The organism is Oscillibacter sp. MSJ-31, assembly GCF_018918025.1.
Lineage (GTDB): Bacteria > Bacillota > Clostridia > Oscillospirales > Oscillospiraceae > Hominicoprocola.
The window spans coordinates 21255-33611 of the sequence record NZ_JAHLPT010000002.1 but is presented as its reverse complement, the minus strand read 5'-3'; the positions used below and the strand labels follow the sequence as shown (position 1 = coordinate 33611).

At 61.5% G+C, this 12357-nt stretch carries 15 protein-coding genes; 13 read left to right on the top strand and 2 right to left on the bottom strand.

Going from position 1 to position 12357, the window contains the following annotated elements; all coding sequences use genetic code 11:
- The 10 genes from ftsY (at position 1) to KQI17_RS01915 (ending at position 8775) form a co-directional block, all read left to right on the top strand.
- Positions 1 to 870 carry a signal recognition particle-docking protein FtsY gene (gene ftsY / locus KQI17_RS01960; RefSeq protein ID WP_216494570.1) on the top strand — a complete coding sequence of 290 codons (870 nt, stop codon included), beginning with the start codon at positions 1 to 3 and terminating at the stop codon, positions 868 to 870.
- A gap of 27 nt (positions 871 to 897) precedes the next feature.
- Positions 898 to 1269: a PF20097 family protein gene (locus KQI17_RS01955; RefSeq protein WP_216494569.1), complete on the top strand. Its 372-nt coding sequence runs from the start codon at positions 898 to 900 to the stop codon at positions 1267 to 1269.
- Between the two features lies 1 nt (position 1270).
- Positions 1271 to 1867, top strand: a complete 597-nt coding sequence (locus KQI17_RS01950) for an XTP/dITP diphosphatase (RefSeq protein WP_216494568.1) — start codon at positions 1271 to 1273, stop codon at positions 1865 to 1867.
- Entirely contained in the window at positions 1868 to 2194 is a 327-nt protein-coding gene (gene yhbY / locus KQI17_RS01945) for a ribosome assembly RNA-binding protein YhbY (protein ID WP_022018950.1), read from the top strand.
- Positions 2195 to 2219: 25 nt separating this feature from the next.
- The gene (gene nadD, locus KQI17_RS01940) at positions 2220 to 3452 is read left to right on the top strand and encodes a nicotinate (nicotinamide) nucleotide adenylyltransferase (RefSeq protein ID WP_216494567.1); all 1233 of its coding nucleotides are present in this window, start codon (positions 2220 to 2222) and stop codon (positions 3450 to 3452) included.
- The gene (locus KQI17_RS01935; protein WP_216494566.1) at positions 3418 to 4821 is read left to right on the top strand and encodes an LCP family protein; all 1404 of its coding nucleotides are present in this window, start codon (positions 3418 to 3420) and stop codon (positions 4819 to 4821) included. The genes nadD and KQI17_RS01935 overlap by 35 nt, the downstream gene beginning before the upstream one ends.
- Before the next feature lie 19 nt (positions 4822 to 4840).
- The gene (gene rsfS / locus KQI17_RS01930) at positions 4841 to 5212 is read left to right on the top strand and encodes a ribosome silencing factor (RefSeq protein ID WP_216494565.1); all 372 of its coding nucleotides are present in this window, start codon (positions 4841 to 4843) and stop codon (positions 5210 to 5212) included.
- A gap of 46 nt (positions 5213 to 5258) precedes the next feature.
- Positions 5259 to 7763 (top strand): leucine--tRNA ligase, encoded by a 2505-nt coding sequence (gene leuS / locus KQI17_RS01925; RefSeq protein ID WP_216494564.1) that lies wholly within the window; start codon positions 5259 to 5261, stop codon positions 7761 to 7763.
- Positions 7764 to 7901: 138 nt separating this feature from the next.
- On the top strand, positions 7902 to 8087 hold the full coding sequence (gene rpsU / locus KQI17_RS01920) for a 30S ribosomal protein S21 (RefSeq protein WP_021859008.1): 186 nt from the start codon (positions 7902 to 7904) through the stop codon (positions 8085 to 8087).
- A 316-nt stretch (positions 8088 to 8403) separates the two neighbouring features.
- Positions 8404 to 8775, top strand: coding sequence for a DUF3783 domain-containing protein (locus KQI17_RS01915; RefSeq protein WP_216494563.1), 372 nt, complete (start codon positions 8404 to 8406; stop codon positions 8773 to 8775).
- Here KQI17_RS01915 and KQI17_RS01910 read toward each other — a convergent pair.
- Positions 8765 to 9523 carry a hypothetical protein gene (locus KQI17_RS01910; RefSeq protein WP_216494562.1) on the bottom strand — a complete coding sequence of 253 codons (759 nt, stop codon included), beginning with the start codon at positions 9521 to 9523 and terminating at the stop codon, positions 8765 to 8767. The two genes, KQI17_RS01915 and KQI17_RS01910, sit on opposite strands and share 11 nt — an antisense overlap.
- An 80-nt stretch (positions 9524 to 9603) precedes the next feature.
- Between KQI17_RS01910 and KQI17_RS01905 the strand changes: the two genes are divergently transcribed.
- The 3 genes from KQI17_RS01905 (at position 9604) to KQI17_RS01895 (ending at position 11308) form a co-directional block, all read left to right on the top strand.
- Positions 9604 to 10113 carry a YqeG family HAD IIIA-type phosphatase gene (locus tag KQI17_RS01905; RefSeq protein WP_253285638.1) on the top strand — a complete coding sequence of 170 codons (510 nt, stop codon included), beginning with the start codon at positions 9604 to 9606 and terminating at the stop codon, positions 10111 to 10113.
- 142 nt (positions 10114 to 10255) lie between these two features.
- Positions 10256 to 10822 (top strand): elongation factor P, encoded by a 567-nt coding sequence (efp, locus tag KQI17_RS01900; protein WP_022018612.1) that lies wholly within the window; start codon positions 10256 to 10258, stop codon positions 10820 to 10822.
- A gap of 51 nt (positions 10823 to 10873) precedes the next feature.
- On the top strand, positions 10874 to 11308 hold the full coding sequence (locus KQI17_RS01895; RefSeq protein WP_216494560.1) for a CD1247 N-terminal domain-containing protein: 435 nt from the start codon (positions 10874 to 10876) through the stop codon (positions 11306 to 11308).
- A gap of 53 nt (positions 11309 to 11361) precedes the next feature.
- Here KQI17_RS01895 and KQI17_RS01890 read toward each other — a convergent pair whose 3' ends face one another.
- Entirely contained in the window at positions 11362 to 12258 is an 897-nt protein-coding gene (locus KQI17_RS01890) for a LysR family transcriptional regulator (RefSeq protein WP_022018614.1), read from the bottom strand.
- Between the last annotated feature and the right edge of the window lie 99 nt (positions 12259 to 12357).

Sequence of the window (12357 nt, the reverse complement as noted above, 5' to 3'; positions counted from 1 at the left end):
ATGGGTATTTTTGCAAGGATCAAAAAGGCGTGGTACGACAGCATCATCTGGGAGACCATCGACGAGGATTTCTACGACGAGCTGGAGGAGAGCCTGATCATGGCAGACCTCGGCGCGTCGGTCGCGGCGGACGCCGTGAAGGAGCTGCGTAAGGTGGTATACGAAAAGAGCATTCAGCGCGGCGACGACGTCAAGCAGGCGCTGCGCGATATTTTGGAAAAGAAGCTCGAGGTCGGCGATACGAGCCTCGACCTCTCCACAACGCCGAGCGTCGTGCTCATCATCGGCGTGAACGGCGTGGGCAAGACCACGAGCATCGGCAAGCTCGCCAACCGCTACAAAAAGCAGGGCAAGCGCGTGCTGCTGTGCGCGGCGGATACCTTCCGCGCGGCGGCGGCGGACCAGCTCGAAATTTGGGCAGACCGCGCGGGCGTGGAGATCGTGCGCAGCCGCGAGGGCGCCGATCCCGGCGCGGTGCTGTTCGACTCGCTCGCCGCGGCAAAGGCGAGAAATGTGGACGTCGTGTTCTGCGACACGGCGGGCCGCCTGCACAACAAGGCGAACCTGATGCAGGAGCTGGCAAAGCTGCGCAAGATCATCGACCGCGAAACGCCGGATGCCGCCAAGGAGACGCTGCTCGTGCTCGACGCGACCACGGGGCAGAACGGCTTGCAGCAGGCGAAGGTGTTCCGCGAGACGGCGGGCCTGACCGGCATCATTCTCACGAAGCTGGACGGCACCGCTAAGGGCGGCATCTGCGTCGCCATCGCGCAGGAGCTCGGCGTGCCGGTGAAGTTCGTCGGCCTCGGCGAGGGCATCGACGACCTGCAGCCCTTTGACGCGAAGGAGTATGTCAACGCGCTCATCTGAGAGAGAAGCCGACAGGAGGAAAGCCGTATGGAGATCACGAATGTATGCCCCTATTGCGGAAAGGAAATGCACGAGGGCGCGCTCCCTGCGTACAAGTACGCGCTTCGTTGGTGTCCGAGCGATGAGCGCGGCGGCATCGAGGAGGAGAAGAGCGTTCGGCTGAGCGGGATGCCTGTGATCGAAAGCGTCTATGCGCCCGCGCATTACTGCGAGAGCTGCCGCGTGGTGATCGTTCCCGTGCCGGAGATCGAGACCTTTTCAGACAAGGCCGGCAAATGGCTGGATAAAACGCTCGGCTCGCTCGGCGACCGGATAGACCGCGCGGCGGAGCGCCGCGAGGAGGAGAAGGCCGCGCGGGAGAGAGAAGAAAAATGGAACAAGGACCCGTGGGAGGTATAGCATGAAGCTGGTATTGGCAACGCAGAACCCTAAGAAATTAAAGGAAATGAACGAGATCCTGAGCCATCTCGGCGTGGAGGTCGTGAGCGAGGCGGAGCTGGGCGTGAGGATCGAGGTCGAGGAGACCGGCGATACCTTCACCGACAACGCCCGCCTGAAAGCGACGGCGGTGATGCAGGCGACCGGCCTGCCCGCTGTGGCGGACGACTCCGGCCTCTGCGTGGACGCGCTCAACGGCGGCCCCGGCGTGTACAGCGCGCGCTTCGGCGGCGAGGGACTGGATGACAAGGGCCGCTACACGCTGCTCCTCGAGATGCTGCGCGGGCAGACCGACCGCGCCGCGCACTTCCACACCTCCATCGTCTGTGCGTTCCCGAACGGCGACGAGCTGGTGTGCGAGGGTGAGTGCCCGGGCACCATCGCGTTCGCGCCGATGGGCGAGGGCGGCTTCGGCTACGACCCCGTATTCTTTGTGCCTGAGCTGCGCAAGACCTTCGGCCAGCTCACGGCGGAGGAAAAGGCGTCCGTCTCGCATCGCGGGAAAGCGCTGCGCGCCTTTGCCGCGGCACTCGACGACTATCTGAAAGGAAACGAATAAATGGAACTGACCGGAAAGCAGCGCGCCCAGCTGCGCGCCATGGCGAATGAGCTGGAGCCCATCGTCCACATCGGCAAGGACGGCATCGGCGAAAACCTTGTCAAGCAGGCGAACGACGCGCTTGAGGCGCGCGAGCTCATCAAGTGCCGCGTGCTCGATAACAGTATGCTCACCGCGCGCGAGGCGTGCGACGAGCTCAGCCGCCTCACCCGCTCCGAGCAGGTGCAGGTCATCGGCACGAAATTCGTGCTCTATCGCGAGACGCACGCCAAGCCCAAGGAAAAGCGCATCGCGCTCGTGAAGGATAAGAAGAAAAAGACCGTCTGAACAGGACGATAAAGAGGGATTTTCATTGAAGATCGGAATTTACGGCGGCAGCTTCAACCCGCCGCATTTGGGGCACCAGAACGCCGCAGTCGAGGCGGCGGAGAAGTGCGCGCTGGATAAGCTCCTGCTCATTCCGGCGGGCATCCCGCCGCACAAGGTGATGGAGCAGGGAAGTCCCGCGAACGAGCACCGTCTCGCCATGACGCGGCTCATGGGCGGACAGGCCGCGCTTCAAAGCGGCGTCGAGGTCGAGGTGCTCGACCTCGAGATGGCGCGCGAGGGCAAGAGCTATACCGTCGATACGCTCCGCGCCCTGCGCCGGCAGTACCCCAACGACGAGCTGCTGCTCTTTATGGGGACGGATATGTTCTTCTCCTTTGAGAGCTGGTGCGCGCCGGAGGAGATCGCGGAGCTTGCGAAGATCGTCGCCTTTTATCGGAATGAAAGCGACAGCGCCGCGGCCTTTGCCGCGCAGGCAGAGAAGCTCCGCGCGCGCTTCGGCGGCAGCTTTGAAGCGTTCGCACTCGACCGCGTGATCGAGGTCTCCTCGACCGCGCTGCGCGCGGGCATGGCGAGCGGCGCGAGCGAAGCGATGCTCGAGCCGCAGGTCTACGGCTATATCCTGCGCGAGCATTTATACGGAACAAATCTTGATCTCAAGCGTCTAACGGTACAGCAGCTCCGCCCCATCGCGCTGAGCTATCTCAAGGCGAAGCGCTGCGCCCATGTGCTCGGCACGGCGGCGACGGCGGTGAAGCTGGCAGAGAAATACGGCGCGGACGTTCACCGTGCGGAGGTCGCGGGACTGCTGCACGACTGTACAAAGAAGCTCTCGATGCCGGAGCAGCTCGCGCTGTGCGAGAAGTACGGCATCGCGCTCGACGCGCTGGAGAAAAAGGCGCTCAAGCTGCTCCACGCCAAGACCGGCGCGGCGCTCGCGCGGGACGTGTTCGGCGTGGACGATGAAATTTACAATGCGATCCTTTGGCACACGACCGGAAAGCCGGACATGACGGTGCTGGAAAAGGTCATCTACCTCGCGGACTTCATCGAGCCGACGCGCGATTTTCCGGGTGTGGACGCGCTGCGGAGGACCGTGTGGGAGGATCTGGACCGCGGGCTTCTGATGGGCCTTGAAATGACGGTCGAGGAAATGGAGGAGATGGGGAACCCCATCCACGTCAACACCCTGGCGGCACGTGATTATCTGAAAGGAAAGACAAATGAAGGGAAAGCGGGAAGCGGACAACAACTTTAACTCCAATTTCAAATCGGAAAAGCTCGACGAGCTGCGCTCCCGCGTGGACGCGGCCTTTGACGAGCACGGCGACGAGGCGTGGGAGCAGATCAAGGGCATTTTCACCCACCCCAAAAGACTGCTCGTCGCCGCGCTGGCGGCGGTGCTGCTCGTCGGCGTGATCACCGTCGGCGGCTATCTGCTGAAGATCCGTGCGCCGGAGCTGCCGAACAAGGACAATACGCAGAAGGATCCCAACCGGCCGCAGGTCGATGAGATCGACTACGGCGACGGCGTGCGCCCGCGCGTGAGCGGCGAGCGGAAAAGCAAGGACTTCTACACGGTCCTTGTGCTCGGCCGCGACACGGGCGGAGGCGGCAACACCGACACGATGCTGCTCGCGAGCTACGATGTGACGAACCAGAAGGCGACGGTCATGTCCATCCCGCGCGACACGATGGTGAACGTCCCATGGGATGTGAAGAAGATCAACTCCGTCTACAACTACTACGGCGGGGGCGATAAGGGCATCAAGGCGCTCTATAAGGAGATCTCCCAGCTCGTCGGCTTTGAGCCGGACTATCAGGTGGTCGTGGAGTGGGAGGCCGTCGGCGCGATCGTGGAGGCCATCGGCGGCGTGTACTTCGACGTGCCCTACAACATGGACTATCACGACCGATATCAGGATCTTGTCATCGAGCAGGAAAAGGGCTACCGCAAGCTCAACGGCGACGACGCCATGCAGGTCATCCGCTGGCGCAAGAACGACTCCAAAAGCCCCTACGGCAACCCGCAGATCGGTGACAGCGGGCGTATGCAGATCCAGCAGGATTTTCTCAAGGCGGTCATCAAGCAGCTTCTGCAGCTCGAGAACGTGCCCAACCTCGGTAAGCTCGCCGAGGTGTTCCGGGAGAATGTGGAGACCGACCTCTCCTTTGAAAACATCCTCTGGTTCGGCAAGCGGGCGGTGATCGGCGGCCTTTCGCTGGAGGACGTGAGCTTCATGACCATGCCGTGGACGGGCGTATACGTCTACAGCCGCACGCTCAGCGCCGAGTACGGCAGGACGATGAAGCTCGACTATGTGGTGCCGCAGGCCAACGCGCTGCTGGATCTGGTGAACGATTCCCTCAGTCCGTTCACGGAGAAATTCACGCTGCGCGATCTGGATATCATGTCCGTCAACGCGGACGGCTCGCTCGCCTCCTCCACCGGACGGGTGGAGGACAGCAAGGCGGCGGCCGCGCCGCCGGTGTTCGTTGATCCGTACACGGGAAGGATCGCGAACAGCTCGGAGAGCACGGGCGGCGAAACGGAAGAAAACGATCCGCCGGCAGAGGTGACCTCGGGGAGCCTGACGGTCATCGGCGAGGCGACGGGAAACGAATAAATCGGAAAGGGAAGAGAGAATGGTAAACGCAAAGGAAATGGCGCTTGCGGCCGCCAAGGCGCTCGACAGCAAGAAGGGCCGCGACATCAAGGTGCTGGAGATCGACAAGATCACCACGCTGGCGGATTATTTCGTCATCTGCTCCGGCGGCAGCAACACGCAGATCAACGCGCTGTGCGACGAGGTGGAAAAGGAGCTGGACGAGCTCGGTGAGCAGCCGCTCCACCGCGAGGGCTATCGCGGCGGCACCTGGGTGCTGCTGGACTACGGCTGCGTGGCGGTCCATGTGTTCAACGAGGAGGCCCGCGCGTTCTATGGGCTGGAGCGTCTGTGGAGCGACGGCCACGCGCTGGACCTCACCGGCGTGCTGACGCCGGACGCGGCAAAATAAAAGCGTAAAAATAGAAGCGACTATGGAAATACAGAAGGAGAAAGTCATGAAGTACGATTTCGCAGCCATTGAGAAAAAATGGCAGGACAAGTGGGAGCAGGAAAAGCCCTACGCCGCCGTGACCGGCGACCCGAGACCGAAATTCTACGGGCTCATCGAGTTCCCGTACCCTTCCGCCGCCGGATTGCACGTCGGCCATCCGCGCCCCTTTACGGCAATGGACATCATCTGCCGCAAGAAGCGGATGCAGGGCTACAACGTCCTCAACCCCATCGGCTTTGACGCCTTCGGCCTGCCGACCGAGAACTTTGCCATCAAGAACCACATCCATCCCGCCATCGTCACGCAGCAGAACATCAAGAACTTCACCCGCCAGCTCAAGATGCTCGGCTACAGCTTCGACTGGGACCGTGTGGTGGACACCACCGACCCCAATTACTACAAGTGGACGCAGTGGATCTTCCTGCAGATGTTCAAGCATGACCTGGCCTATAAGACCACCATGCCCGTCAACTGGTGCACGAGCTGCAAGTGCGTGCTGGCAAACGAGGAGGTCGTCGAGGGCGTGTGCGAGCGCTGCGGCAGCGAGGTCATCCGCAAGGAAAAGAGCCAGTGGATGCTGCGCATCACGAAGTACGCCGACCGCCTGATCGACGATCTGGACGATGTGGACTTCATCGAGCGCGTCAAGACCCAGCAGCGCAACTGGATCGGCCGCTCCGCCGGTACGGAGGTCACCTTCAAGACCAACACCGAGGACGACATTACCGTCTATACCACCCGTGTGGATACGCTCTTCGGCGTGACCTACACGGTCATCTCTCCCGAGCACCCGCTGCTCAAGAAGTGGCAGCCCCTTATCAAGAACTGGGACGAGGTCGCCGCCTATCAGGAGGCTGCCGCCCGCAAGAGCGACTTCGAGCGCGGCGAGCTCAATAAGGACAAGACCGGCGTGCGTCTCGACGGCATCGAGGTCGTCAACCCCGCCAACGGCAAGGTCGTGCCGATGTTCGTCTCCGACTACGTTTTGATGGGCTACGGCACCGGCATCGTCATGGGCGTTCCGGGCCACGACCAGCGCGACTGGGACTTCGCCACCGCGTTCAACATCCCCATCGTCGAGGTCGTCGAGGGCGGCGACATCACCAAGGAAGCCTTTACCCTCAAGGACGATACGGGCATCATGGTCAACTCCGGCTTCCTCAACGGCATGACCGTCAAGGAGGCCATCCCCGCGATGAAGCAGTATGCCATCGAGCAGGGCTGGGGCCATGAGAAGGTCAACTACAAGCTGCGTGACTGGGTGTTCTCCCGCCAGCGCTATTGGGGCGAGCCCATTCCTCTGGTCAACTGCCCGACGTGCGGCTGGGTGCCCGTTCCCGAGGAGGAGCTGCCGCTCGTTCTGCCGCAGGTCGAGAGCTACGAGCCGACCGACGACGGCGAGAGCCCCATCTCCAAGATGACCGACTGGGTCAACACCAAGTGCCCGAAGTGCGGCGGCCCCGCCAAGCGCGAGACCGACACCATGCCGCAGTGGGCGGGCTCGAGCTGGTACTTCCTGCGCTATATGGACCCGCACAACGACAAGGCGCTCGTCTCCCACGAGGCGGAGAATTACTGGGGCCCCGTGGACTGGTACAACGGCGGCATGGAGCACACCACGCTCCACCTGCTCTACTCCCGCTTCTGGCATAAGTTCCTGTACGACATCGGCGTCGTGCACACCAAGGAGCCCTACGCCAAGCGCACGAGCCACGGCATGATCCTCGGCCAGAACCCGCACTACGTCGGCAACGTCTCCACGCAGGAGGAGAAGGACGCTCTCATTGCCAAGTACGGCAATCAGGCGCTGCGTCCGGCGGTGAAGATGTCGAAGTCCCTCGGCAACGTCGTCAACCCCGACGATGTGGTCAAGGCCTACGGCGCGGACACCATGCGCCTTTATATCATGTTCATCGGCGACTTCGAAAAGGTCGCGACATGGTCCGACGACGCGGTGAAGGGCTGCAAGCGCTTCCTCGACCGCGTGTGGAACCTCGCGGAGATGGCAACGGCGGACAAGGCCGTTTCCGAGAAGAACGAGCCCATCATCCACAAGACCATCAAGAAGGTCACGGACGACATCGACACGCTCAAGATGAACACCGCCATCGCCGCGCTCATGACGATGGTCAACGAGTTCTACGCCAACGGCCTCACCCGCGGCGATTTTGAGAAGCTGCTGCTCATGCTCTCGCCCTTCGCGCCGCACATGGTCGAGGAGCTGTGGGAGCAGCTCGGCTGCGCCGCTGAGTACGGCAAGATGGCCATGCAGATGCCCTGGCCGGAGTACGACGAGAGCAAGACCGTCGCCGCCCACACCGAGATGGCGGTGCAGGTCAACGGCAAGCTCAAGGGCACCGTCACCGTGGCGATGGACAGCGAGCAGGATGCCGCCGTCGAGGCTGCCCGTCAGGTCGAGAAGATCGCCAAGGCGCTCGATGGGATGCAGATCGTCAAGGTCATTTTCGTCAAGAATAAGCTCATCAACCTGATCGTCAAGCCGCAGTGAGCGAATTTCTGCGAAAAAACGAAAAAGGATATTGACAAGCCGGCGGTTTTTCAATATAATACCCACGTTAGTCATGTCAATGACTCTTAAAGAGCACTCAGGAAATAGCCGGGTGCATCGGAGGGAGGGAAAACATAAATGTCCGAGGTCCATGTCAAGGAAGGCGAGAGCCTGGACAGCGCTCTGAAGAGATTCAAGAGAAGCTGTGCCAAGGCCGGCGTTCTGGCGGAGGTCCGCAAGCGCGAGTGCTATGAAAGCCCGAGTGTGAAGCGCCGCAAGAAGAGCGAGGCTGCCCGTAAGAACCGCAATAAGCGCTATTACTAATTTTGCTTCAAAAAGAAAGAGCATCACAACGTGATGCTCTTTCTTTTTGATTTTTGGATCACGCTGCGCTCTGCGCCTCGGTTGCCCGCAGGAAGCGGACAATTCGACGCTCGCTTCGCGCAAAGAGTTTTTTACCACGCGCAGGTCGCGGCAAAAAACGATTGGATTTAATTTGCCGCCTGCGGGCGGCAAATCAGCGCAGGTCGTCCTGCGCGACGGATTTCGTTTGGTTTCGCGCCGTGCGGCGCGAAATGACGCAGGTCGCTTGCTATCCTGCGCGGGGCGTGCTATACTCGTGCCAAAGGGAGTGGATACGATGAAGGAACACATTCTGGCCTTTGGCTGCGAGACGATCGCGCCGCTGCTGACGCAGACCTTCGCACCGCGCAAAATGGCGGTGAAGGCCGTGCCGCTTGCGGATTACGCGCAGACGGTCGGCGCGCTCGCGGGCGCGGCGGATTGCCCGCGCACGGAGGAGGTCTATGCCGGGCTGCCGCTGGGCGAGCCGATGCTCGTGTTCTGCGGCTTCTACGGCGACCGCATGAATCAGGCGCTGAACGCCATGCGACGCACCGGACTGCGCATTCCGTATAAGGCGATGCTGACCGCGGCGAACCGCGGCTGGAGGCCCGCGGAGCTGTTTGCGGAGCTTCAGAAGGAGCACGCGGCAATGACCGCTAAGCGTTGAGCAGCTCCGGCAGGAGGTCGCTGACCTCGGGATACATGAAAAAGGCGGTCTCCATGCCGCGCTCGCGCCCAAGCCGGAGCTTGCGCCGCAGCGTTTCGGCGGTGTCGAAGAGAACGAAATGCGCCCGGCCCTGCGCGGTGTAGCTGAAATAATTCGCGCACAGCTCCTCGGAGAAAAAGACCGCCGCGCCGCACTTCTCCCGCCGTGCGGACAGCTCCTCCGGGGTGAGCGGCATTCCCTCGCCGCTGCGGCAGGGGAGAACGAAGTCCATCGCAAGGCGCTGACAGTCGAGTGCGATGCGCTGCGTGCCGTAGCGCGCGGCGGCGTCCGAGAGCCGTTCGCGCAGCGTCCCGCCGGAAAGCGCGGTGCAGACGAGGACGCTCGCCTCCGGCACGGCGAAGGCTTCTGGCACATAGAGCCGCCGTCCGCTCTGCGTGAGCATCGCGCCGAGCCGCGAGAGAAAGGGAAGACGATCCTCCCACGCGCCTCCCTCAAAGTCCGCGAGCACGCCGCCGAAGCGGCGCGCATGGCACTCGCCGAGGATGGCGCGGCAGAGCATGGGCAGCTCCGGCAGAGGGCCATTGCAGCGGTCGGAGAGACCGAGCAGGCCGCCCTGCGCTCCGCGCGGCAGCTCGCTGCGCAGCAACCGCCCGCCGTCGCCGACGGCGTAGGCGATGTGGACGAGCGGCACACGGTAGCCGCGGCAGCTTGCGGCCTCCGCCGGCGTGACCGCGAGAAAGACAGACACAGGCGATACCCCCTTGCAGAAAACGGGAAAAATTGGTAGACTACCAATATAGATATGCACCCGGAAAGGAAACCATGCCGATGCTCCTGACACCTCATTGGGTTTTTGACGATTATACTGCCGTGACGCCGGACTTCCTGCGCGCGCATGGCGTGACGCTGCTGCTCACCGACCTCGACTATACGCTCGCGCCCAAGTCCGTCCGCGAGCCGGACGACGCGGTGCGCGCGTGGCTCGCCGCGCTGGCGGCAGCGGGCGTCACCGTCGCCGTTTTGTCGAACAACCGCAGCCCGCGGCGCGTGCAGCGCTTCTGTGCGGGGCTGGGCATCGACTTCGTGGGCCACGCGCAAAAGCCCTCGCGAAGGGGCTACCGCCGCGCGCTGGAGAAGTTCAAAACGCCGCCGGAGCATACGGCGATGCTCGGCGACAAGCTGCTCACGGATATCCTCGGTGCAAAGCGCAGCGGTGTGCTGGCGCTGATGGTGGAGCCGAAGGGCGGCGCGCGCGGTCCGTGGCAGAAGGTGCTCCATGCCCTGCAGGAGCCGTTCAAGCGCACGAGCGCGCACGACGAGCGCACAGCGCGGCAATAATTTTGCAAAATTTGGCGCAAGATAGAGAAAACTACTTGCAATGAGGCCCTATATGCGGTAAAATACCATAGGTTAAAAACCGATACTTTATGAATTTGAGGAAGTCCGTAGTGATTTCCTCGGGAATATGGAGGAAAAAACTATGGCAACCATTACAGCCGGTGATTTCAGAAACGGCAAGACCTTTGAGATGGACGGCAAGGTCTATCAGGTCGTCGAGTTCCAGCACGTCAAGCCCGGCAAGGGCGCGGCGTTCGTCCGCACCAAGATGCGCAACGTCGAGACCGGCGCGGTCACCGAGACCTCTTTCAACCCCACCGCGAAGTTCGACGAGGCGTTCGTGGAGCGCAAGGACATGGAGTACAGCTACAACGACGGCGATCTCTACTACTTCATGGATCAGGAGACCTACGATATGGTCCCCCTGAACCGCGAGCTGCTCGGCGATGCGTTCCGCTTCGTCAAGGAAAACACCATGTGCAAGGTCCTGTCCGTCAAGGGCCGCGTGTTCGGCATCGAGCCGCCCAACTTCGTTGAGCTGGTCGTTACCAAGTCTGAGCCGGGCGCCAAGGGCGACACCGCCACCAACGTGACCAAGCCCGCCATCGTCGAGACCGGCGCCGAGATCAAGGTCCCCCTGTTCATCAACGAGGGCGACAAGATCCAGATCGACACCCGCACCGGCGAGTACATGGGCCGCGCCAAGTAAAAAAACAAGTCAGCAGGGAACCGTTTGATCTGATCTGAAAGGAGAAGCATTATGGGTATTTCTGAAAAGATCGCTTATCTCAAGGGCCTGATGGAAGGCATGAACGTGGATACGGAGTCCAACGAGGGCAAGCTCTTTGCCGCCGTCGTGGACGTGCTCGATGAGATCGCCCTCGAGGTCGAGGACCTGACCGATGAGGTCATGGAGCTCGGCGACGGGCTGGACGTCATCAGCGACGACCTCTCCGATGTGGAGGACATCGTCTACGACGAGTGGGACGATGACGACGATGATGACGAGGACGACGAGGACGACGAGGAAGAGGAGTGCTACGCCACCACCTGCCCCGAGTGCGAGGAGGAGATCTTCTTCGACGACACCATGCTCGAGGACGGCGAGATCATCTGCCCGAACTGCGGCGCGAAGCTGGAGTTCGACCTCTCCGATCTGGCCGATGCCGCGGACGAGGATAAGGACGAGGAGTAAATCCGCAAAACGAAACGCGCAGCCCTTCGGCTGCGCGTTTTTCTATGCTTTTTTCAGAACGGCCGCTTGGCGACCTCGACGATGGTATCCAGCATCCCCTGAATCTGCGGGGTGAGAACCTTGTTCTTGTGATAGATGACCTGACGGAACTGCGACATTTTGCAGTCCTCGACGCGCACCGCAGCAAGGCTCTTTTCATGGATGCTCTTTTTCACGGTGTAGAGCGGCAGGACGGTCATGTACGCGGGATTCTCATACAGCAGGCGCAGGGCGAGCACGTCGTCCTCCAGCTCGAGGAAGGGACGGATCTCCAGACCCTGACGGGCCAGCTCGGTGTCGAACAGGTCGCGGTAGGCGTTCGTGCGGTTCATCAGGATAAAGGGATGGTCGACCAGCTCGGCCAGACGGACGCTCTCGCGCGCGGCGAGCGGATTATCGCGGTTCGTGACCACCACGACCTCCTCCTCGGCCTCAAAGACCTTGACGAACTGCGGGTCGAGCACCTGAGAATCGAGCGTGTAAATGAGGTCGAGCTCGTTTTTGAGCAGCTTGTCCTTGAGCGAGGCGACCATGTCGGCGTGCAGGCGCATCATCACATGGGGAAAGCGTTGGCGGAAGGCCGGGACAATGTCGGAGAACGACGCGGTCATAAGGGAATTGAGCGTGCCGACCTGCACCATGCCCGTCAGCTCCGTTTCCTCGGAGGCAAAGACCTGCGCGCGGGCGACGGCGCTGACAATATCGCGGGCATAGGAGATGAAGTTCTTGCCGTACTGTGTGATGGAGACGTTCTTCCCGATGCGGTCGAACAGACGCACGCCCAGCTCGCGCTCGAGCTGCTGGATCTGCACGGTGACGGCGGATTGGGAATAGTCCAGCGCCTCGGCAGCCTTGGAGAAGCTGTTGAGCTCGGTGACCTTCAGAAATGTGACAAGATTGCGGATCTCCATGTGCGTGTATCTCCGGTTTCAAAAAATTTAAATGATTCTTCAAATATACTAATAAAAAGAATGGATGTTGTCAAGACCATTCCGAAAAGAAAAAAGGGC